The 22,688-nt window shown below is 52.5% G+C and carries 20 protein-coding genes; 10 read left to right on the top strand and 10 right to left on the bottom strand.

Annotated elements, in window-relative coordinates:
• The first annotated feature begins 112 nt into the window (after nucleotides 1–112).
• Nucleotides 113–1,534 carry an MFS transporter gene (locus tag CJD38_RS04140; RefSeq protein ID WP_107939072.1) on the top strand — a complete coding sequence of 474 codons (1,422 nt, stop codon included), beginning with the start codon at nucleotides 113–115 and terminating at the stop codon, nucleotides 1,532–1,534.
• A gap of 47 nt (nucleotides 1,535–1,581) precedes the next feature.
• On the opposite strand, the gene CJD38_RS04135 is transcribed toward CJD38_RS04140, so the two are convergent.
• From CJD38_RS04135 to CJD38_RS04100, 7 genes are all read right to left on the bottom strand, one after another.
• Complete coding sequence (locus CJD38_RS04135; RefSeq protein WP_107939071.1) at nucleotides 1,582–2,859, bottom strand: sugar MFS transporter; 1,278 nt, start codon at nucleotides 2,857–2,859, stop codon at nucleotides 1,582–1,584.
• Nucleotides 2,856–4,040, bottom strand: a complete 1,185-nt coding sequence (locus tag CJD38_RS04130; protein ID WP_146165920.1) for a glycoside hydrolase family 1 protein — start codon at nucleotides 4,038–4,040, stop codon at nucleotides 2,856–2,858. The genes CJD38_RS04135 and CJD38_RS04130 overlap by 4 nt, the downstream gene beginning before the upstream one ends.
• A gap of 112 nt (nucleotides 4,041–4,152) precedes the next feature.
• Nucleotides 4,153–4,842 carry a DUF6134 family protein gene (locus tag CJD38_RS04125; RefSeq protein WP_107939069.1) on the bottom strand — a complete coding sequence of 230 codons (690 nt, stop codon included), beginning with the start codon at nucleotides 4,840–4,842 and terminating at the stop codon, nucleotides 4,153–4,155.
• Between the two features lie 14 nt (nucleotides 4,843–4,856).
• The gene (locus CJD38_RS04120; RefSeq protein ID WP_107939068.1) at nucleotides 4,857–5,816 is read right to left on the bottom strand and encodes an alpha/beta hydrolase; all 960 of its coding nucleotides are present in this window, start codon (nucleotides 5,814–5,816) and stop codon (nucleotides 4,857–4,859) included.
• A gap of 30 nt (nucleotides 5,817–5,846) precedes the next feature.
• Entirely contained in the window at nucleotides 5,847–7,400 is a 1,554-nt protein-coding gene (locus CJD38_RS04115; protein ID WP_107939067.1) for a carboxylesterase/lipase family protein, read from the bottom strand.
• Nucleotides 7,401–7,500: 100 nt separating this feature from the next.
• Complete coding sequence (locus tag CJD38_RS04110; protein ID WP_107939066.1) at nucleotides 7,501–8,289, bottom strand: Crp/Fnr family transcriptional regulator; 789 nt, start codon at nucleotides 8,287–8,289, stop codon at nucleotides 7,501–7,503.
• A gap of 459 nt (nucleotides 8,290–8,748) precedes the next feature.
• Nucleotides 8,749–8,973, bottom strand: coding sequence for a hypothetical protein (locus CJD38_RS04100; RefSeq protein WP_146165919.1), 225 nt, complete (start codon nucleotides 8,971–8,973; stop codon nucleotides 8,749–8,751).
• Nucleotides 8,974–9,110: 137 nt separating this feature from the next.
• Between CJD38_RS04100 and CJD38_RS04095 the strand changes: the two genes are divergently transcribed.
• Nucleotides 9,111–9,719 carry a GDSL-type esterase/lipase family protein gene (locus tag CJD38_RS04095; protein WP_107939063.1) on the top strand — a complete coding sequence of 203 codons (609 nt, stop codon included), beginning with the start codon at nucleotides 9,111–9,113 and terminating at the stop codon, nucleotides 9,717–9,719.
• Between the two features lie 34 nt (nucleotides 9,720–9,753).
• Nucleotides 9,754–10,533 carry a crotonase/enoyl-CoA hydratase family protein gene (locus CJD38_RS04090; protein WP_107939062.1) on the top strand — a complete coding sequence of 260 codons (780 nt, stop codon included), beginning with the start codon at nucleotides 9,754–9,756 and terminating at the stop codon, nucleotides 10,531–10,533.
• A 24-nt stretch (nucleotides 10,534–10,557) separates the two neighbouring features.
• On the opposite strand, the gene CJD38_RS04085 is transcribed toward CJD38_RS04090, so the two are convergent.
• On the bottom strand, nucleotides 10,558–10,881 hold the full coding sequence (locus CJD38_RS04085) for a response regulator transcription factor (RefSeq protein WP_161554155.1): 324 nt from the start codon (nucleotides 10,879–10,881) through the stop codon (nucleotides 10,558–10,560).
• 255 nt (nucleotides 10,882–11,136) lie between these two features.
• Nucleotides 11,137–13,854, bottom strand: a complete 2,718-nt coding sequence (locus CJD38_RS04080) for a winged helix-turn-helix domain-containing protein (RefSeq protein WP_107939060.1) — start codon at nucleotides 13,852–13,854, stop codon at nucleotides 11,137–11,139.
• Between the two features lie 226 nt (nucleotides 13,855–14,080).
• Between CJD38_RS04080 and CJD38_RS04075 the strand changes: the two genes are divergently transcribed.
• Nucleotides 14,081–15,637 (top strand): acyl-CoA synthetase, encoded by a 1,557-nt coding sequence (locus CJD38_RS04075; RefSeq protein WP_107939059.1) that lies wholly within the window; start codon nucleotides 14,081–14,083, stop codon nucleotides 15,635–15,637.
• Between the two features lie 42 nt (nucleotides 15,638–15,679).
• Nucleotides 15,680–16,723 (top strand): CaiB/BaiF CoA transferase family protein, encoded by a 1,044-nt coding sequence (locus CJD38_RS04070; protein ID WP_107939058.1) that lies wholly within the window; start codon nucleotides 15,680–15,682, stop codon nucleotides 16,721–16,723.
• Between the two features lie 26 nt (nucleotides 16,724–16,749).
• On the opposite strand, the gene CJD38_RS04065 is transcribed toward CJD38_RS04070, so the two are convergent.
• On the bottom strand, nucleotides 16,750–17,568 hold the full coding sequence (locus CJD38_RS04065; protein WP_107939057.1) for an alpha/beta fold hydrolase: 819 nt from the start codon (nucleotides 17,566–17,568) through the stop codon (nucleotides 16,750–16,752).
• 244 nt (nucleotides 17,569–17,812) lie between these two features.
• On the opposite strand from CJD38_RS04065, the gene CJD38_RS04060 reads away from it, so the two are divergent.
• The 5 genes from CJD38_RS04060 to CJD38_RS04040 all read left to right on the top strand — a co-directional run bounded on the left by CJD38_RS04060 (nucleotide 17,813) and on the right by CJD38_RS04040 (nucleotide 22,585).
• Nucleotides 17,813–18,628: an alpha/beta hydrolase gene (locus tag CJD38_RS04060; protein ID WP_161554154.1), complete on the top strand. Its 816-nt coding sequence runs from the start codon at nucleotides 17,813–17,815 to the stop codon at nucleotides 18,626–18,628.
• Between the two features lie 129 nt (nucleotides 18,629–18,757).
• A complete protein-coding gene (locus CJD38_RS04055; RefSeq protein ID WP_107939055.1) occupies nucleotides 18,758–20,038 on the top strand; it encodes a GGDEF domain-containing protein in 1,281 nt (426 codons plus the stop codon).
• Nucleotides 20,039–20,214: 176 nt separating this feature from the next.
• On the top strand, nucleotides 20,215–20,463 hold the full coding sequence (locus CJD38_RS04050; protein WP_146165917.1) for a hypothetical protein: 249 nt from the start codon (nucleotides 20,215–20,217) through the stop codon (nucleotides 20,461–20,463).
• Between the two features lie 115 nt (nucleotides 20,464–20,578).
• Complete coding sequence (locus tag CJD38_RS04045; RefSeq protein ID WP_107939053.1) at nucleotides 20,579–21,748, top strand: acyl-CoA dehydrogenase family protein; 1,170 nt, start codon at nucleotides 20,579–20,581, stop codon at nucleotides 21,746–21,748.
• A gap of 3 nt (nucleotides 21,749–21,751) precedes the next feature.
• Nucleotides 21,752–22,585 (top strand): enoyl-CoA hydratase/isomerase family protein, encoded by an 834-nt coding sequence (locus CJD38_RS04040; protein WP_107939052.1) that lies wholly within the window; start codon nucleotides 21,752–21,754, stop codon nucleotides 22,583–22,585.
• Nucleotides 22,586–22,688: the final 103 nt, after the last annotated feature.

The following is a 22,688-nucleotide window of genomic DNA, read 5'->3' as shown; positions in this document are numbered from 1 at the left end:
CGTTTGACAGATCAGACAGAGGCTAAAGCCTAAGATGCCTTGCGACTATTAGAAAAACGCACATGACTACAGATCATGGCAGCCTCAGGCGATATTGGAGATAAGCGAGACCATGACGATCTCAACAGAAAAATTACCCGCGAGGACCAAGCTATCCTACGGTTTAGGTTCGGTTGCTTTCGGCATCAAGGAGCAGGGCTTCAATACCTTCTTGCTGCTGTATTACAACCAGGTTGTCGGCATGCCTGCCGCTTGGGTCGGCGCTGCCATCATGATCGCAATGATGGTCGATGCGGTCGCCGATCCCTTGATAGGTAACTACTCAGATCATCTGCGCTCGCGCTGGGGCCGCAGACATCCGTTCATGTATGCCTCTGCGATACCGCTCGCTATCGCATATTTCCTTTTGTGGTCACCGCCAAGCGCCAGCCATGAGATTCAGTTTGTTTATCTCTTGCTGATGTCGATCACGGTGCGCATCGCGATTTCGTTCTACGAGATTCCATCCAGTGCGCTGATGGCTGAGTTCACCAGCAACTATGACGAGCGCACCAGTATTTCTACGTATCGCTCGGTCTTTCTTGCGGTGGGCATGATCGCAATGCCCGTGTTTGCGCTGCACTACATTCTGGTGCCCACGGCTGATCAACCTGTGGGTCAGCTCAATGCCACTGGATATCCCATCTACGGTGCGATTGCGGCGGTCGTGATGTTGCTTTCTGTGTTGATCTCATCGTGGGGCACGCATCATCGAATCCCGACGCTGAAGGCCCATCAAGGCACTGAGCGCGCGACCTTTGCAGGCTTGTGGGCCGGTATGAAGACGATCCTGTTGGATCGCACTTTCTCCAGCGTGCTGCTGTGCACCTTTTTCTTCTCTGTCGGCGCTGGTCTGGCGAATACCTTGGGCGTCTACATCCGCACGTATTTTTGGCAATTGTCTGCTGCCAATATCGCCGTGATTGTCAGTGCTGCGGTTTGGGGTCTGTTCTTAGCGCTGCTGGTTGTTCATCTGTCGAAGAGATTCGGCAAGAAAGAAACAGTCGTCGCGCTCTATGGCATTGCTTTGATCGCAATCACCTTGCCTGTGACTCTGGGGCTTTTGGGCATGATGCCGACAGATAACTCAGAACTCGTGAGCCTGTTGGTTGTGCAGGAAATCTTGTTGGTGATGTGCGTTCTGGCAGCATTGATCCTTGCGGGCTCCATGGGCGCAGACGTTGCAGATCACTTCCTGCTGAAAACCGGAAAGCATATGGAAGGCCTGATGTTTTCAACCATGGTGATGATCACCAAAATGGTTTCAGGCATGGGCATCTTTCTCTCAAGCGCGATCCTGTCTTTCATCAAGTTCCCGGAGAAGGCAACGGTCGCCTCCGTTGATCCGCATATCATTCAACAGTTGGGTTGGATCTATGTGATTGGCGTCGGCAGCATGTGCTTCATCGCCATCGTGGCGCTGAGCTTTTATCCGATTACTCGCGCGTCGCACGAGAAGATTCTGCGTGATTTGAAAGAGCGGGAAGCGAACTAGTGAAACCTTTGTAGGAGCGCCGTTTAGGCGCTCCTACGGATTTCCCTCTAAAGTCCTTTGCGAACCATAAAGCCATACGCTGCGATCCATGCATAGCATGCGGCAGGTACGTAATAGGCATAGATCAATCCAGCTTGATCCGCGACGTAACCAAAGATCATCGGCACAACTGCGCCACCGACGATAGCAAGGCATAGAACACCCGAGCCGCTGGCAGCGTCTTTGCCTAGATTTTCGATGGCGAGCGAGAAGATGTTGGGGAACATCACAGAGTTGAATAAGCCGATGCCCAAGATCATGGCAATGGCTTGCGTGCCGCCGAGCAAGGTAGAACCACTGGCCATCAACGCCGCTGCTGCCGCGCAGGCGCATAAAAGGCTGGCTGCGTGCATATGGCGCAATAATTGAGCGCCAATGAAACGGCCGACCATTGCCAAGCCCCAGTAAATGGCCACCATGTTTCCAGCTTTGTGCGCGTCGATGTTGGATTCCAACATCATGAAATTGATCATCGCGCTGCCAATTGCAACTTCGGCACCCACGTAGAGAAAAATCGATATCGCGCCGAGTGACAGGCGCGGGTGTTTGAGCACGCGTCCGTACGAGCCGCCTACCGCAGGCGCCGCAACAGGCACCGGCGCACGACGCAGAAACCAACACAACAATGCCAGCGCAACCAGAACGCCGGTGATGAGCGTGAAGGGCAGTTGGAACACGGATGCTTCATGTATCCGGAATGCGCTTAAGGTTTCGGCATCCATCTTGCTCAAGTCAGGAATGACGAGGCCGCTGGCGAGAATGAGTGCGGAACCAAAAAGCGGTGCCAGCATCGTGCCGACAGAGTTGAAACCCTGCGCTAGCGTCAGCCGTGAGTGTGAACGTGCAGGATCACCCAGAATTGCAGCAAGAGGATTTGCGGCAACCTGAATGATCGTAATGCCTGAAGCAAGGATGAATAACGCAGCCAAGAATGCAGGATAAATTCCCATGGCTGCAGCTGGCGTAAACAACATGCAACCAACCGCCATGATCAGCAAGCCGACCATGATGCTACGCAGATAGCCCAAGCGACCTAGCAACCAGCCTGCTGGCAGCGAGACAACGAAGTAGGCAAGAAAGAAGCAGAACTGCGTCAACATCACCTCAACATAGCTCAAGGAAAAAACTGCTTTGAGCTTGGGGATCAGTGTGTCAACCAGAACTGTGCAGAAGCCCCAGGTTAAAAACATCAAAAACACGAGAGGCAGAATGCGTTGCTGCTTGCGCTGATCTTCTGCGCTTACAGGTTCTAGATTCTCGCCAGCTCCTGCGCCGCCAAGGTTCATTGTGGCAACACCGGCAGATAGCCAGTGGCGACACCATGGTTGCGGATGATTTCCTGATATGCCGGAACAGCAGCGGTAGGAATGCGAGCGAGAGTAGGGTCGGTCAACACATTCACGGTATAGAGGCCGAAGCGAGGAGTGTAACTGCCCCACTCGTAATTGTCGGTGAGCGACCAAACCATGTAGCCAATGATGTTGACGCCATCTGCTTTCGCACGCTGCGTCCAGTAGACGGTGTCACGCAGAACATCTTCGCGTGTAAGGCCATCCGCGCGTGGTTTTCCGTTCTCTGTCGACATGCCGATTTCAGCAATCAGCAATGGTTTATCTGGATACTGCTTCTTCAATATCTTCAAAGCGCGATAGATGCCAGGAGGTTCGCTAGGCCACATCCAGTGCTTGCCGAATTTAAGCAACTTGCCCAAATCAGCTGCGTAATAGTCGATAGCGATGACATCGCATTTATCTTCGATATGGTCGAGGAACAGCCAGTTGGTGAACCACCGCAAGAAGGTGCTGCCGAAGTGATCGCCCATCCAGACGATGTTCGAAGTCACGATCGCCTTGCTGTTGATCTGATGAATGACGTCATAAACCTGACGGTGAGCACTGACGATATTGTCTCGTGCGTTCAGCGTTTGTTTGATGGTCAGATTGCGCGAGCTTTTCTCGCTGGCTAAGTAAAACGCAGCTTCGTTAAAGGTGATCCACAGATTGACGTCTTTGCTGTAACGCTCAGCAATCATGCGGGAGTAGGCGACAAACTCGGTGGTGGTTTCTGGATTGTTCCATGCACCTTGATCGGATACCCACTTCGGATAAATGAAGTGATCAAGTGTAATTAGAGGGGCAATGCCTGCTTCCTTCAAAGCCAGAATCAAATCGTCGTAATAAGCCATTTCCTTGGCATCAAACTTTCCCTTCTCTGGCTCAACTCGCGCCCAGTTAATGCCGATACGGTAAGTATTCGCGCCCAGCTGTTTGGCGAGTCCAACGTCTTCACGATAGCGATGACGAAAGTCGACAGATGTGCCATACGCGTGCTCAGGAACTTTGTGCACGTCCCAGTTAGAAGCGATCTTGCCGCCTTCACTCTGGAATCCGGAAGAGGATACGCCCCATATAAAATCTGCTGGCATGCTGGCTGTAGGGGTAACAGCGACCTTTGCAGGAGGTTGCATGGCCCACACGATCAGCAAAATCAGCGCTACTAAAATCACACCTAGAATCTTGAGAAATTTATACACCTAGTCTCGCCTGTACTTTTATATGAATTGTTAGAATGAACAGCTTTTACTTTGACGATGTGCGAACGTAATCGACGGTGCCCAATGCGGATGGAAGCTGCATTGCGCAAAGCCTTCCAGCGGTGTCGAACCAAACAACCGCTTTAGCATCCTTACCGTCCTGAAATACCTTGACCTCAACGCGCTCGCAGGTTTGAGCCGCGCCATCGACGGTCAGGGCTTCCGGGCCTTTGGAAACACTACTCAGTGTGATGGCGTGTCCACGGGTTAAATCAAACAACTGTGGATGTGAAATGAAATCTCGACTCCACAGCGTTAACGGCCATGCCTCTGCAGGAAGTTCTGTCGTTGATTCTTGATCTACGGCAAGCAGTTTTCCGTTCGCTTGCTTGGTGACCTTGAGTGCGGCCGTCGAATTCTTCAGAGACGATTTCAAGATTGTGCTGGATGCATAGGATTCCAGCGTCTTGCCGCGCCAGACACTTTCGGATGTTTGATCCAGAACGGCGTTGACCAGCAAGCGTGACAATTCCAGATGCTCGACTCTGCGCTCTACGATGCGGTCGCCCGACTGCGTGAAATCAAACACGAGCGTGCCGACGGTATTGCCCTTTGAGCGCAGGCTAAAAGAAAGCTGTGAGCCGGCCTTTGGCGTCCAAGATGGCGTTTCGGCTTGAACTGCAGCTGAAAAGCTAATGACGAGAAATACTAAAAGCGATCGTTGAATGAAGTTCATGCAAATCAGACTCCTCAAGAAAGCGCCGCTTGCAAGGCTTTGGTCGCGTCGGAAAGCGCACGCTGACTGACCCTTGCTTGGGGCTGAAAGAACGTGGACCCATGATAAGCCCCGGGATACACATGCAGTTCGGTCTTTACTCCTGCCTGCATTAAGCGCGTTGCATAACTGATGGCTTCATCTCGCAGCGGGTCAATCTCGGCAACTTCCATATAACAGGGTGGCAAGTCGCTGAGGCTCGATGCACGGGCTGGCGCTGCATACGGCAATGTCGCTTCAACCACAGTGGGGCCCAAGTACATTTTCCATGCAGCCAATCCTGCATTGCGATTCCATGTGCGTGTGTCCATGAATTCGAGGAATGATGACGTTTCATTGCGATCATCAAGTGCAGGAATCAGCAGCAATTGAAAGCAGGGTTGTGGGCCGCCTTCATCTCGTGCTTTAAGCGCAGTAGCAGCAGCGAGACAGCCACCAGCACTAATGCCGCCAATTGCGATCTTCGATGGCACAAAGCCGAGCAGGGCATCGCCTGATGCAACCCATTGCAGCGCTGCGTAGCAATCATTCACTGCAGCTGGGTGCTGATGTTCCGGTGCCATGCGATATCCGACAGATACGATGGTGCAACCGGTTAATCTGACCCATTGAATCGCAACGATACCTTCATCTTCATGATGGCCAGCAAAGAAGCCGCCGCCATGCATCCACAGTAAGACCTTGTCTGATTTGCGTTCGGCGGGCTTGAATATTCTGAGTGGAATTGCAGGCGCATCAGCAGCGCCCGGAATGGTGATGTCCTCAATCAGGACATCATCTCCCTTGGGAATTCTCATCAAAAGCAGTGCACAGATGTCTCTGAGTCGCTTGCGTCCGGCTGCAATATCTGGCGCGCCCGTGGGTCGGGGCGTGGCGCTGAACAAGGGCACAAGCTCAGAATCCAGACGCGACGTAATGTCTTCTAGTACAGCCATGCTGTGCCCCCAAGCTTATCGTTTGTTTTACTACGTCCAGTATTTACGCAGGTTCTCGTCTCTGTTCGTCATTAATTTTGTTTTTCTATCGAACACCATAACTGCGCGTTCTGCTTTATCGAACGGTTTCCATTCTGGCATGCCCTCGGCTTTTGGTTTTCCGGTCTTTGCAAAGCTGACCCAAGCGTTGCGCATTTGGTCGCGCAGGGCTTCTGTTTCTGCATCTTGATGCAACAAGGTCTTTGCATGGCTATCGCCAAACAGAAGAATCACATCGATGCCATGGATGGCGCCGAGTCCATCAATGGCTGACTGATAATCCAACTCGTACAGGTAAGTGCGGCCGGGGTGGCCTGCTGCATGCGCTTCTGCGGCTGCAATGGTTGGCATGCGATAGAACGCGTCGGTATTAATTTGCTTCATCACATCGCCATTACTGCGTCCTGGCATTTGCGAACGGTAGTGCTTGATCACGGCAGAAATGTCGTTGTTAGGGATGAGGCCGCGCAACTGATTCATGAACAGTCTGGCTGACCATGCTTGTGGCAATGGCAGAACCAGCGAGAACAACTGGCCATCATCCGCGCAGGTGCCGAGCATCAGGTCGACATCATTCGGTGTGCCGTTGCTGTAGCTTGCGAGCGGTGCAACAGGGAGAAAATCGGTTCCCGTTGCAGCGCCAACAAAACCGACTTTCGTTCGGCTGAGCAGGCCATAACGATCAGGATCGCCTTTTCCGAAGACATGCTTTGACACGAGCGTATGCAGTTTCATCTGCTGCGCTTTGTCGAGTGCCAGCAACGCTGCTTCATCGCCGGGCGCAACGCCCATCTCTTGCAGAACGTTCTTGGTCATAGCCTGATAGTTTTCTGCAGGCGCGCAGGTTTGCGCCATGCCACCCATCGGTATCGCACGACGGAAAAGACCTTTTGCCAATGGGCTGGCCATGAGCGGGAAGACGCTGAACGCGCCAGCCGATTCGCCAAAAATGGTGACGAGTGAGGGATCGCCACCAAACTGGGCAATATTTTCCTGCACCCACTTCAGCGCGCAGATCTGATCGAGGAATCCGCGGTTGTTTCCGCAGAAATCGCCTTCGAACAATCCCTGTCCATGCAGGAATCCTTGTGGTCCGAGTCGATACTGAATGACGACAGCGACGACACCTTTCTTCGCAAATGGTGAAGCGTCATAAAGCTCATTGGCCGCGCCCGATGCAAAGCCGCCACCATGGATGAACACCATCACCGGAAGTTTCGCATCGCGATCGAGCGTTGGTGACCACACATTCAACAGTAGGCTGTCGTCACTTTCAGGCTTTGTACTCGGGCCGTTGAGTGCGCTGAGATACTGACGTCGCGCTTTTGGAAAAAGTACGGTTCGGTTCACGGTCCCAGTGAATTGCGGGCAGGGCGGACCATAACTTTGTGCATCCAGAACACCCGGCCACGGACGACGTGGCTGCGGCGGTAACCATCTTGCTCGGCCTGTAATGGGCTCGGCGTATGGAATACCTTTGAATGAGAAGAGCTCGCCTTCTGCGGCGCCGCGAACATTTCCATTCGTAGTCTGGACTATGGCCATTTTTGTTAGTTGCTTATGCGGGCTCGAATTGAGCCGAGTCCATGGTAGGACTGCGGAGCGGAGATGGCTGTCACATATGCGACTAGAGGACTAACTGAAATTACTTTTTGCCTTGCCAACCGCCATGCCAGCCGGCGAGATAGGCTTCGAGATCAAAGCCTGTCTTTTTGGCTTCTGCGGTCAGGCCGTTGATATCCAAAATTCTAAAGCCATCTTTGTGTGGATCAATCAAGCCACGTCGAGCCCATGCCTTGATGATGCTGTTCACTCTTTGACGAGTGCCGCCCACACGCGAACCCACTTCCGATTGGCTATCAATGGCGGCCAACCACACAGAGCCATCGGCTTCTTGTTTTCCACGCAGCCGAATCATGCGAAGTAAATATACGGCTAAGCGGACATTGAGATTGTGAAGGCTCAGTAGCTCAATGCGGCCGCCAATGACGGCTGCACGGCTGGTGAACTCCGTATACAGACCGCGATAGTAGGTTGGCCAACGCTGAGAAAATTCTTCCATCACTGACAGCGATATAACCGCAACGGTGGCGTCTTCTTGGCAAACGCAGTTGACGAGATATGTAGGTCGCTCAGCGGGAACAACATGAGGAAACCAACCGCCTGCAACGACTTCTTCAAGGGTGATTTCATCGCCCTTTGATGTGGCTAGAAATATTCTGAAAACGCCACTGACAACGCCATAAATATTCGTTGCGGCATCACCTGCATAAAAGACGGCCTTACCTTTCTGGATTTGTTTGATGGTCGCACGCGCAGCGAGCCATTCCTGTGCCTCAGCAGGCACATAAGCAAACCACTTCCATCCACGGATGAGGCCAAGTATCACCGGTGATGGCGTACCAGAATCGGACTTCTCCGGATGTGAGGTCATAGGACTATTGGCGTGGCGGCGGACTTCATTGCGTATATTAAACACTACTCAAAATTAATCAGGCGGCGTTGCGCGCATGAGCGCGGAAGGCGCTTGTGTCTGTCTCTGTTGTGACAGCAGGCAATTTCGAGTCAAAGTACATTCGCTTCACTGATGCCAATGCCGTTGAAGCCACATCGTATCCTATTGTCGAAGTGGCGCCGGTCTTGGAAAGAGTGCAGGTAATAAGAGCAGGACGGCAGCAGCGCCTGAGCGGCTTGCTGGCAGATGCTGAAAATTGTCGTGGTAATGCGTGAAAATTATTTTCACGAGCCATTGAGCTTGCAGAAGGTGATACGTGCTTCTGTCGCTATGATGGGAAGAGACTCACGAAGTGAGCTCAGTGTAAGGATGCCCGCCGACTAGGTGTATAAACCTAGCCGGGTGTTGATTAAGAATTCGACGAAACTTTAAAGCCCTTTAAGCGGCTTTAGGAATCGTTTCTATATTGCTGGCCTGTTGAGCCGCAGTCTGAGGCTGGATCTTTTGCACGGTGGCGTTAACCACTGGGCGGCGGACGACATCAAACTTCAGGGCCTTATGGTCGGTAATGCCATCCAGGATAACGAGGACAGTCATACCGCCAAAGATGGCGCCAGTGACGGTTGCAACGAAAATCTCAATGGTGATTGAAAGCGGATCCATGGCATTACTCCTGTTGTGACGGAAGCTATTTGACTCCAAATGTTGCGCCGCAACAATTGACATTAATTCGCCTCACCGTTGAGAAAAAGTAACGGTAGTCCATTTACTTATATCTTTATAAGAATCAAGGAATTGTCATGAGAAACCCGATAGCCGTTTTGCTTGAGCGTCTCGTTATGCAGCCGATGTGGGCGCAGTTTCGTACCGGACTGGAGTCCGCGGCTGTTCCGGGGAGTGGGGGAGTGCTCTTTCTAGGGGACAGCATTACCCACATCGGCCGTTGGGATCTGATGTTTCCGTCAATTGCCACGCGTAATTTCGGTATCAGTGGCGAGCGCTCGGGTCACCTGTTGGAACGATTGGGCCCAATCGTCAGCATCAAGCCTCATAAAATTTTCATTCTGATTGGAACTAACGATCTGGCCACCAAAATCAAGATCGAAGAAATTGCCGCGAATGTTGCCCAGCTCGTTGATGAGTTGGTCCGCGCACTTCCTGACTGCAAAATATATTTGCAGACTGTTTTGCCTCGCGCGAATAAATTCACCGCACGAGTGAAGGCACTCAATGCGCTCTATGCCGAGATTGCTAAACAACGCAGGATTGAACTGATCGATCTATTTCCTCTTTTCGATGACGGCACGGGTGCTATCAGAAAAGAAGTGACGAACGACAAGCTGCACTTGATGGGCCCTGGCTACAAAATCTGGCGTGATGCAATCGAGCCGCTTGTGCTCGCTGCTTAAGCTATTTAGAAAATCCAAAGATTCGGAGCAATCGATGAGCCACATTGAAGTAACGACTGAAGGGCACATTTTAAAGATTCGCGTAAACCGTCCAGAAAAGCACAATGCCTTATCGCCGGAGATGTACAGCGATATCGGGAAGGCACTAGCGCAGTTGGATGGCGATCAAAATCTTCGCGTCGGTGTGATTCACGCCGAGGGCAAGCACTTCACATCCGGCATCGAGCTGGATAAGTGGGCACCTATTTTTGCTAAAGGTAATGGCTTTCCGCTCGACAACGATTCGATTGATCCTTTCGCGTTGCAAGGTCGTCGCTGCCGCAAGCCACTCATCATCGCCTTGCAAGGAAACTGTTTTACTTGGGGCGTTGAGCTGATGCTCACCACCGATATTCGTGTTGCGGCTGATGACACCAAGTTTGCAATGCTGGAAGTGAAGCGCGGCATTTACCCCTGTGGCGGCGCAACGCTGCGTTTGCCTCAGCAGATGGGCTGGTCCAATGCACATCGCTATCTTTTGACGGGCGAGCCTTGGAGTGCCGCTGAATCTTATCGATTAGGTTTGGTGCAAGAAGTCGTGCCAGCAGGAGCCCAGTTACTCAAGGCCATGGAGCTTGCGGAGAGCATCGCCAAGGCCGCGCCCTTAGGCGTGCAAGCCGTACTCAAGTCCACGCGACTGGCTGCACTGGAAGGCGAAGAAGAAGCGACCAAGCTTCTATTTAAAGACCTGATCCCCGTCATGAATAGCGAAGATGCGATGGAAGGCGTCCGATCATTCATGGAGCGCAGAGACGCCAAGTTTATTGGCCGTTAATCGCTGAATGCTCTTGATGTCGTATCAAGACTGAATTAATTGCCACTCTCGTGCCTTCGATAAGGCGTCTTCGCGAGAGCTGGCACCGAGCTTCCAGTAGATATTCTTCACGTGCCATTTCACTGTGCCAGGAGAAATTCCTAGTCCACGTGCAGCGCCTTTCAGTGAGAAGCCTTTCCCTTGCAGCTCCAAGATTTCTGTTTCACGTGGTGTTAACGACGCAGTGAACAAAGCGACGTCTGTTGAAAGGGGAAGGGCCTGAGCAAGCGGCGATATCTCCGGCGCAGAAACAACGAAAGAGCTATGCTGAATGGTTGTACTCATATGATTTTGCGTAGAGGTTTGCATGAAAGGCTCGCGTGAAATCAACATCAAATTGAATATTATTGGTCCAGCCACTTATTTAACGTGTCGACGTCATTATTGGTCTGCTTAACAATCGACCTGCTGCGATGAGTGTGTCTTGGTCTTGAGATGTTCGCTGTCACAGAGGGGACACACGGTGAGGTCAGCTCTGCGATTGGGATATTGCAGAAACCAAGATTGCAGGCGAGGCGATCGTCGCGCTGTTTTAATAATTAATGTGGCAACAGGAAGCTGGGACTAAGCAATCATGCCCAGCTTTCGCGCTCTAGCCAGGGCATCCTCGCGAGACACGGCGTGAAGCTTTCCAAAAATATTCTTCAGGTGCCATTTCACGGTGCCTACCGACATGTTCAAGGCGCGTGCAATGCTCTTGCTCGACAAGGCTTTCGCGACCAAGGCGAGTACTTCCAACTCCCTCGGCGAGAGCCGCTCTGACGGGGAATGAGTCGGAGCGTTCTCTGGCTGCATTGCGACATCAATCGCCGGTTCTAACTCATTCTTTGCCGCGAGAAGCAGGGCCTGAGATTTGGAATCTGTTGCGATACTGATGAGTTGTTTTGTTAGCGGCAGTGCAATGACGCCAAGATCTGGTAGTACGCGCATCATTCCTGCTTCGGCTGCTGTACTGAGTACCTGCTGGCCTAATTCAATGGCTTCGTTGGACGCGCCACTTTTTAGCAACGTGATCGCACGCATGAAACCCAGTTTTGTGGATTGCAAAAGGCGTCTATTCTCTTGCGTGATCCGAGCGGCCGCATCTATTGCAGCGAGAGCCGCCGTTGAATCTTGCGATGAGAAAGCAGTCATGGCGCGCGCGATTACAGCAGCCATGCGAATCTCGCTCCACGCACAATTGCGTGCATCGCGATACTTTTCACCCAAGCGATCAAGCTGGGTCAGCAAGTCATTAATCGAGGCGGTTCTGGCTTCGCGTATCGCCAATAGAATCTGGTCGTAAAGGCTCCAAGCCACGATGCGGTCTAAACGCTTCTGGTAGCCGATCTCTTCTAAACGCAACAAAGTTTCTTGCGCGCCTTTCGCGTTTCCATCCAAATACTGGATGCGTGCTTTAACGCGATAAGCAAACAGCTGGCCGTCAGTGGTCCCGACAGCATCAATCAAATCGAGGTAGCGATCGAGAAACTCACGTGCTTGATTGATGTCTCCTGATTGATAAAGTGCTTCGAGCAGATATCCAGAAAACAAACCAGCAGCATCTACGCCGTACGTGGTTCGTTCCAGCGCATCGACGATATAGGTTTGTAGCGAGGCTGTTGCGAGACTGATATTGCCTTGAATGAGATGGCTGAGTCCTACAACGATATCGATCAGTGGTCGCGGATAATCAGGCCGTTCTTGAGTTTCAATCTGATAACGAAGTCGGGCGACCTCTCGTGCTTCTTCAAATTTGTTGGCATAAACCAAACTCATGCTGACGATGTTACGGAGCAGCAGAGAATTAAATGCATTGACCGACGGCTTTTCGATAATCATCGGCTCGACGATGCTCAAGCATGCCGCTGTATCGTCTTTCACCATGAAATAGTTGCATGCGCGTAATAGCTGCACTTCCATTTCTACTTTGGGCAGACGGTGATCTGGATGTTGTGCAATATCCGCCATGCTGTTTTCGAAGTCTTCTTGGCGGTTACAAAGGATTTGTGCCCACGCTGCGCACAGGCAAACATTTAGACGGCTGCGTAGGCTCTCTCGTGGAACCGCATCACAACGTTTCAGTAGCTGAATGAAGTTGGCGCTGTTCACCATGCGCCGTGCGGTGCTATCGATTAATTGCACTACGTAATCTGTATCGCCAGCGTCAGTGGCATGGCGAATCGCTTCGATATGAAGCCCGTTTTCCGCGAACCAATGGCTTGCGGTGTTGTGAATCTTGCGAAGCTCGGCCTCGTCGAGGCGACTAAGTCGCTTATTCAGAAACTCCGAAAATAGTCGATGGAAGCGATACCAAGGCTCCGCGTCTAATGTTTCGATCTGAGCCAAGAAAAGATTTTCATTTTCGAAGCGTGCCAAGTATTCAGCGGCCCTCGGATTGCCGGTCAATTTCTCTGCGAGTGCGCGATTGAATCGCCTGCATGCTGAGATGCGAACCAGAAAATTAAACTCGTCGTCGGTCAGCTGCTCGACGATGGCGGTTTCCATGTACTTTTCCAGAGCGTCGACTTTAGATAGCGAGCGATTCGACTGGAGGTCAAAGAATTGAGCAGTGTTTTTCTGTTTGCGTAAGGTGAACGCCAGTATTTGCAGGCCTGCTGGCCAGCCGTCTGTCATCTTATGCAAGGCTTTTTCTTGCGTGGATGTCAGGCCGGGGAGTTTCTGGGACTGCAGAAAATTGTGTGTTTCAGTCTGAGTAAAGCGTAATTCTGGGAAAGTTAGTTCCAGAACTTCGTCATCAGCCTGAAGTCGCGTGATTTTTAGAGAAGGTCTGTTGCGTGAGCTCAGCACCAGATGAAAATTCGCCGGAGCCAGTGAGAGCCAATAATCGATGAACTTCAGCGCGCCAAAAGAAAACAGGTGATGCAGATCATCGATCACCATGTAGACCGTTTTCTCATGATCGTGAATATCGTTGATCAACGAGGCAACCAGCGGCAGCCAAGCTTTGCCGTTGGAGCGCAGATAAACGTGCAGCGCTTCCTTGTCGATGACAAGACCAGCTTGCTCAAGGCTTTCTACGATGTAAGAGCCAAAGTAGAGTTCGTTGTCGTCCACACCCGCGTTGTACCAAGCGACATTCACGCCTTGTAGAAGCAGCGACCGACGCCATTGGGTCAATAGTGTCGTCTTTCCACAGCCACCCGGTGCCAGCAACAGCGTAAGTTTGCGGTCGCGTGCGCCATTGAGTTGTTCTAGCAAGCTATCGCGATTGACAGGCGCACTGCTGACGCGCGGGGGCGCGAGCTTGGTACGGATCAGTGGCATTTCACCGGGGGTCATCTGAAGAGCTGTTCCTTTCGCTCTGCGCGTATGAAACGCGCATCTCCTTAGGGCTGTTTTGGCCCTTATAACGAGCCCTTATATAGTCTGAGAATACCGCCTATTCAGGGTAAGGACCGGACCTTGTCGCGCAGACCCCTCTCCTCGGGGGGGGACGCTTGGCGAGAACCCGCATGTAATCTCGCTCGCAATCACATCAGAATTAAAAGAGACCCTAGGGATCGACATGGCAAGCACCTATCTCACACAGGCATTACACCGCGCGAAAGCGCTCTATCCGTCGCGCACGGCCACTATTTATGGCGGCCGTCGCCGGACTTATGCGGAATTTGTTGATCGCGTGGCGCGTTTAGCTGCGGGTCTGCGACAGGTTGGCGTGATGCCGGGCGACCGCGTTGGCGTTCTTGCACAGAATTCTGATCGCTATATCGAGCTGTATTACGCCGTCTGGTGGACGGGCGCGGTGATCAATCCGTGCAACACCCGTTGGAGCCCGCGCGAGATTGCCTATTCGCTCGATGATTCCAAGACCAGTGTTTTGGTTGTAGACGACACGTTTGCACCGATGGTGGACGATCTTGCCAAGCGCTCCGACTCTCTGCGTACTCTGATTTATGCTGGCGACCGTGAAGCGCCCGCCGGGATGCATATTTATGAGCAGCTCATTCTCGACTGCGCGCCGATGGCCGATGCGCTGCGCTCGAATGAAGACCTTGCTGGCATCTTCTACACCGGCGGCACCACCGGATTTCCAAAGGGTGTGATGCTGACGCATTCCAGCCTGTGGAGCAGCACGGTCACGATCGCAGAAATGGTTGCGCCGTTTGAATCTGTGGGTCTGCATTCAGCGCCGATGTTTCATCTGGCCGATGGCGCTTTCATTTTGGCGCTGACGTTGAGAGGCGGCACTCATGTCGCCATCCCGGGCTTCGATCCGAATCTTGTCGTTGACGTTATTCCAAAAGAAAAAGTTACCGTGACACTGATGGTGCCGACGATGATTCAGATGTTGGTCGACCATCCGAAGTTTGATCCGCCTTCGATGAAGTCGCTCACTCAAATTATTTACGGCGCTTCACCGATCAGCGAGGCGCTGTTGTACCGCGCAATGGATGGCCTGCCAGAAACCAAATTTACACAGGCCTATGGCTTGACCGAAATGTCGCCGGTGATCAGCTTTTTGGGTTCAGAACATCACGTTCGTGACGGCAAGAAAATACGCTCGGCCGGGCAGCCTGCGTTCAGTGTTGAAGTGCGTATTGTTGATCCTGAAGGAAATGAAGTGCCTCGCGGAACGGTTGGTGAAATCTCTGCTCGCGGTCCCGGTGTGATGCAAGGCTATTGGGGCAAGCCAGATCAAACCGCCGCAGCGCTGCGTGATGGCTGGTTGCTGACCGGTGACGGCGCTTATATGGACGACGACGGATTTATCTTCGTCGTCGATCGCGTAAAAGACATGATCGTCAGCGGTGGCGAGAATGTGTATTCGGCTGAAGTGGAAAATGCAGTGGCGCAACATCCCGCGGTCGCATCCTGCGCGGTGATTGGCATCCCCAATGCTCAGTGGGGCGAAGCGGTTCACGCGGTGATTGTCTGTGCTGCAGGCGTAGAGCCGCCGACATGTGAAGAGATTCGCAATCATTGTCGTGATCTAATTGCGACATACAAATGCCCGCGCAGCATCGAAATTAAAGATGCGCTGCCTTTGTCCGGCGCTGGAAAAGTTCTCAAGACCGTATTGCGCGAGCACTACTGGAAAGAGCAGGAACGCAAAGTCGGCTAATCGATGTTGGACCTAAACAGATTCAAGGAAGAGATCAGTTAAGTGAGACCACCACTAAGCGGCGTAAACATTGTTGAGTTTGAAGGCCTCGGCCCGGGTCCGCTTGCGGGCCTGATGCTCGCGGGCATGGGCGCTAACGTCACGGTTATCGCGCGTCCGCAAAGAGGCGCGGTGAATGCGCAGCTGGGTGGTGATGGCGAAGATCCAATACGTCGCGGTAAAAAAATCTTGACGATCGATCTGAAACAAGCGGGTGGTGTGCAGCAGGCGATGGATTTGGTCGCGACTGCTGATGCGCTGATCGAAGGCAATCGCCCGGGTGTGATGGAACGCTTGGGTCTTGGCCCGGCAGATTGCGCAGTACGAAATCCGAAACTGGTTTATGGCCGCATGACCGGCTGGGGCCAAACCGGCCCGCTGGCAATGGCAGCAGGGCATGACTTGAACTACGTTGCGCTGTCTGGATTGTTGTCATTGTCTGGTCGTCCTGGCGAACGTCCGATCATTCCACCCACAATCGTCGGCGATGCCAGTGGCGCACTGGGTCTTGCCTTCGGAATCGTCTGCGCTTTGCTTGATGCGCGTGCGAGCGGAAAGGGCCGAGTGGTCGATGCCGCGATCGTTGATGTGCTCGCCATGCTTAGCGGACTTGCGCTATTCGCGCGTGCCGGTGGTCAGCTTGATGGTGAAGAACTGAGTCCGTTTTATGACTCACCGTTCTACGATGTTTATAAATGCGCTGATGGCGAGAGCATCACCATCGCCGCGATGGAACCGCAGTTCTATCGCTTGTTGCTCGACAAGCTGAATCTCAGCGATGTGGATCCCGCAGCGCAATACGATAAAAGCACTTGGCCTGCTTTGAAGGCGAGAATCACCGACATTTTCTCCAAGAAGCCACGCGCACATTGGGACGCGCTGATCGAAGGCAGTGATGTTTGTTATTCACCGGTGCTCAGCATTGCTGAAGCGACGCAGCATCCTCACAACATCGCCCGTGGCAACTACACAGTCTCGGCAAACGGTGAAGTGCAGGCGGCGAGTGCGCCCCGCTTCTTTCCGCTTAATGTGAATAGCGTTGCTTAGATCGCAGTCGCTACGTCGATAACGCTTTATGCCTCGCCGCTTTCCACCATGCGAGTGAATTCAAGAATCGCGGCAGCGACACCTTCTGGATCGTCATAAACCGGATTGTGTCCGCAGCCTGGAAGCACGACATGCGTCTTTAGTCCGAGTAAATCGAGCAGAGGTTGGCCCCATTGTTCGAACGGCAACACGGTGTCCTTTTCAGCCCAAACAACACGCAGCGGCACTTTGCAATCCGCTGGCAAGGGCTCCATCGGACGCAAGTGATCATTCATGTATTCGTTCGAGATCTTCACCGTTGGAAGACGATCGAGTGAATCGCGCGCTTCAGCGGCAGAGATGCGCTCACCATGTTCCATGCCTGCGGCCAGCAGGCGTTTGCGTAGAGCGGTCGAGCTAAACGCCAATTTCAGCAGGGGCTTCACATACGGCAAGAGTTTGAACGATGCGCGTGCGCCGCTGATAAACGCGACCTTCTCGGCTTCGTCGCGCCAAGCGCCAGCAGGCGAAAGACCGAGCGCTGAGCGAGCCAAGCCATAGCGCGCCATTTCAAACACCATCCAACCGCCGAGTGAATTGCCAACAAAGTGCGCCTGAGTAATGCCGCGCGCTTTAAGTTGTACTGCGAAAGCTTCAGAGATACTGACCGGACTCGCAGGCTTGTTCAGAGAGATGCCACCAGTGTGACCGGGCAGGGTGGGAATCAGCACGCGATGATGCCGTTCAAGTAATGGCAGCAGGGGTTTCCATTGACGCCATGTGGCGCTGAAGCCATGCAAGAGCACCAAGGTGCTGCCTGATCCGCCTTCATACCATTCGGGGGTTCGATTTGGGTCAGTGCTCATAGGGCTCTCTTTGCGTGGCGAAAAGTCGTGACGTTGTCAGCGTGAATCTACAGCTAGGCGCTCTTTCACATACCTGCCGAATAGGGAGGGGATTTACGACGGCCGTACGATTACCCTATTAAGCGGTGCAAATCCCGGTGGACGGACGTCAATGATGTTTTATCTTCTGCAATTCCAGTTTTTTCGGGATCTGATACGCCAATCCGTGCGCTGGCAAATACGCTGGAAATGGCGCGGACATTCTGTGAATGCGATAACCGTAAGCGATCGTCGCATCGCAGTGAAGAACGGTGATATTGGCTTACGCATCTATACGCCGGACGGCAGCGGCCCTTTCCCTGTGATGGTTTTCTATCACGGTGGCGGCTGGATTGGCTGCGATCTTCATACTCATGATCCAACGTGTCGTGAGCTTTGCGCCAGAAGTCAGCACATTGTGGTGTCGGTGGACTATCGGCTTGCGCCGGAGTTTCTATTTCCTTGTGCGCCGAATGATTGTTTCGAAGCTTTGGATTGGGTGCGCACGCATGGCGCAGAGCTCAACGCCGATATCAAACGTCTCGTGGTGTGCGGCGATAGTGCAGGCGGAAATCTTGCCGCAGTGGTTGCAATCAAGGCCAGAACGCAGTTCCCCGGCCTGATCAAAGGGCAGGTCCTGATCTATCCGGTTACCGATCACTATTCGGCAAACACGGCATCTTTTGTCGAATTCGCAAATGACAAAGGACTCTCAGCTAAGGGTGTGAAGTGGCTGTGGGAGACGTATCTTGGTAAAGACACCGTGCCGAAAGGCCATCGATATCAGAACGATCTGGCGACGCCGCTGACCTGTAGTGATCTCAAAGGCCTTCCACCCGCACTGGTGATTACGGCTGAGCGCGATGTATTGCGTGATGAAGGCATCGCCTACGCCCAGAAGCTTGCAGACAATGGCGTCGCCGCGAAGCAGACGACCTATCCGGGCGCTGAGCATGGCTTTCTGTCCAGTAATGGCCTGAGTCTGGAATGCATTACAGCGCTGAACGAGATCGCTGAATGGCTCCGGACCCACAATTATTAAGGATTAATGAAGTCTTAATAGGCCTTATAATGGCCGCAGCAGGCCATTTGCAATGCCTCGCGGCCGTGGTAAGACTTCGAACCATTACGTTTCTAAATCAGTGTTGCGGAAAGATCTTCCAAGCTTGAAATGAACGATAACGACCAGTCCACATTCAAAGAAGCAGAAAAATCTTCTTGGGATACTGCCACCGGCAAGTGGATGGTCGACCAACTTCAATTGGCACAGCCTGAATCGACGACGACAAGTTTTGGACTAGCGCCAGAAGAAGTTGGTCAGTTACAAGAAATCGCAAAATCAGGCGCGACTCGCTTCTATTTTCCAAAGAAGCTTGAGCAGCGATTTCAGCAAGAGCAACGTCAGCAAAACAGAGCACAGCGTCTAACCGTTGCTGCTTTGACGATGATTTGTTTTGCCTTGGAACCCTTGCTGAGTTATTGGCTGGTCACTATTCCGGATGGTGCGAAGTCACTTGAGCTATGGCTGTGCTTTGGCGTCATCGTTCCAGCTTTTGCTATCGCGACATTCCTTCAATTTTATTTTGTCGCTTCTGAGTTAGCGGAGGCCAGTCTTCTGTTGGCGATCTGTGCCGAAGTGGCTGTCATCGAGATTCTGCGATTGCATGCCACGACTCTTGGCATTTATATCGTGCCGACCATCACGGCTTCGGTGGCGATTACCGCCTTCGCGCTGATCGGTTTGACGTTCCGGCGCAGAACAACGCTCTTCATCGGCTACTTCGCAATCATCTGGTTCACTGATGCTTACTTCAGTGAGTTCAATGCTCAGCGTGATGTCAGCGTTTGGATTAATGAATTCATTGTGCTGACACTGGTATGGGTTGCCTCGGCGTTTAACCGAATCAATGTCAGACGCGCTTGGGCTGCAAATATCCTTTTAGAAATTTCAGCCAATCAAGATTCGCTGACAGGTCTATCAAACAGAAGCGCGTTCGAAACACACTACGAACAACAAATGCGTCTTGGCCGCAGGTATGGAAAGTCGTCTGTTTTGGCGCTGATCGATCTCGATCACTTCAAGCAGGTTAATGATTATTACGGACATCCTTATGGCGACGCCGTTTTAATTAAAGTGGGGCTCCTGCTCAACGATTGTGCAAGACGCCCCGGCGATTTTGCTGCGCGTATTGGTGGTGAGGAATTTGCTTTGTTCCTTTACGACTGCACGGCCGAGGGCGCACGTTCCCACCTCGATGCGATGGTGCAAGCAGTTCAGGCACTAGGACTGGAACACGTTAAGAGCAAAGTCGGTTTCGTCACCATCAGTGTTGGCGCCGTTTTACTTCCGGCTGAATCGGCTCTTTCCAAGGCGTATCAGTTGGCGGATATCAATCTCTACAACGCCAAAGGTGCAGGGCGTAACCAACTGGTTGTTTCTGAACTTAGCTAAGAAACTGTCCTCATTCGCAAGTGACAGTTTTAAATTTTCTGGGATTTCATACGCTTAAAAAGTAGGCTAATTCTCACAACAGTTCGAGCGATTATTTCGTCGCGATTCGCCAACGCGAGGGCTAAGGTCATTTGCCCACAGGATTCTCTGCAAGTCTTCAACCGCCGGAGATTACGATGAAAAACCGTATGGCTGTGCCTCATGAGCGTGCTTTGCCACAGGCGATGGCTTACCTTTTTTATTACCTGATATTTGTAGCGCTGGCGTTTTTAAGTCAAGAACGCTGGATCACGACGCTCTCTATTGTCTTCTCCGTTATTACCTTGATTCGCGCGATCAGACTCTTTGCCAAAGTGATGTTCAATCACGGTGAATATATCGATGAAGAACTAACACATCGAATTGAATTGCCGCGAAATTACTAGCCGTATTGATTTCCCTGCGACCGAGAACCGCCATACCGCAAATGCGTGAGGTGTTCCCTCCGAATCAGCCATAGGCTTCAATGAGTTAATCCTCATTGCGACCAGGCGATTTTGTATGCGTGAATTTACAGCGGAACAACGCGAGTTCCGTTCAGCGTTTCGTACCTTCCTCGAAAATGAAGTAGCGCCGCATATGGATGCCTGGCGTGAAGTCGGCGTCGTTGATCGGGAAGTATTCCGTCGCGCTGGTGAGCAAGGCTATTTAATGATCTGGCCAGACGAGCGCCATGGTGGTTCTGGCGAGCGTGATTTCCGCTACAGCCAGATCATCATCGAAGAATCTGCACGCACCATGACCTCCGACTGGTACGCCACGCTGCATTCGCGCGTAGCCGGTGGGTATATCGACCGATTCGCCACCGAAGAACAAAAAATGCGTTGGCTGCCACGCTGCGCAAGCGGCGAAGCGATTCTCGCCATCGCAATGACCGAGCCGCAGGCCGGTAGCGATTTGGCAGGCATGCGAACCAATGCAGTCGATCAAGGCGATCACTTTCTGCTGAACGGCAGCAAGACTTATATCTCCAACGGCATCAATGCCGACTTGGTGGTTGTCGCCGCCAAAACCGGCGATGCTTCCGGACGCTCCCATCAGATCAGCTTGTTCATTGTCGAGCGCGGCATGGCGGGTTTCACGCGTGGTCGCAAGCTAAAGAAGATCGGCATGCAGGCGCAGGACACTGCCGAGCTGTTCTTCAGCGACGTACGCGTGCCAAAAGAGAATTTGCTGGGCGTAGTCGGAGAAGGTTTCCGCTATCTGACGGAATGTCTTGCTGAAGAGCGCTTGGTTTCAACTGCGCAGAATCTTGCTGGCGCTTGGAAAGCATTTGAAGAAACCCGCGATTTCGTGATGCAGCGTGAGCTATTCGGAAAACGTCTTGCTGATCTGCAAAACACGCAGTTCAAGCTCGCTGCGTTAGAAGCTGAACTCGACGTTGTTCAACTTTATCTTGATCACTGCGTTGTTGAACACAACGCTGGCAGGCTCAATAGCAATAAGGCAGCGAAAGCCAAGCTGGTTTCCAGTGAGCTACAGGGTCGCGTTGTTGACGAGTGCCTTCAGTTGCACGGTGGCGCTGGCTACATGGATGAGTATCCGATCAGTCGCTTGTTCACCGAGGCACGCATCAACCGTATTGCAGCAGGTTCGTCAGAAGTGATGAAGCTGATCATCGGACGCGATTTGCTCAAGAGCAACTACCAAAGCTTCTTCGACCGGCACTAAAAAATGACGACTTATAAAACGCTGCTGACAGAGCGCGCCGATAAAATTCTGACGGTCACGCTGAATCGACCCGAAAAACTCAACGCGCTATCCGCCACGTTGTTGGCCGAATTGCGTGCGCTGTTTGCAGAAGTGGCCTACGACCCAGAAGTTTCAGTGGTCGTGATCAAAGCTAGTGGCAAAGCTTTCACCGTCGGCTATGACCTTAACGAATCCGAATGGCTGATCAGCCAGTACCCAGCTAACTACGACGGCAAGGTCGATCTTGATCGTGATCGTCAGGACATCCTCGGTCTGGTCGATCATTGGGTTCAGCTGTGGAAGTTTCCAAAGCCGATCATCGCGCAGGTTCAAGGCCTGTGTTTATCGGGTGGCGGCGAGCTATTAGCGATCTGCGACATGGTGGTTGCTGGCGAAGACGCACAATTCGGTCATCCTGCTGGTCGCGATCTTGGTATTCCGCCCACGGTATTCATGTGGCCAATGCTGATCGGCATGCGTAAGACGCGCGAGCTGTTGTACACCGCAAAGCTCATTGGCGCTGTCGAAGCCGAAAGATTGGGCTTGGTCAATCAAGTTTCACCACGCGAAGCGCTCGATCAGCAGACTCGCGAATTGGCGTTAGATGTTGCCAAAACGCCATCAAACCATCTGGCCATTCTTAAGAGCGCAACCAATCGCTTTTACGAAAACATGGGCATGTTCGCATCGTGGCAAAGCGGTGCGGAGCTTGATGCGATCTTTCACCAAAGCCCGGCGTACATCGCTTTCTTCAAACTCGTCAAAGAGCAAGGCATGCGCGCAGCGCTGGATAACCGCCGCAAGCTTTACGGCTAGGCATGGTGTGAAATGAAGGGGCGGGGCGATGATTTCGATCATTGCCTCGCCCCTTATTTCGTTGGCATGTCACATTTGGGCGAGCTATTTCGTCTATGTCGGG

The organism is Stenotrophobium rhamnosiphilum (genome assembly GCF_003052265.1).
GTDB classification, from domain to species: domain Bacteria; phylum Pseudomonadota; class Gammaproteobacteria; order Nevskiales; family Nevskiaceae; genus Stenotrophobium; species Stenotrophobium rhamnosiphilum.
Note: the sequence above shows the minus strand (reverse complement) of the source record. Positions and strands in the feature narration are given on the sequence as shown.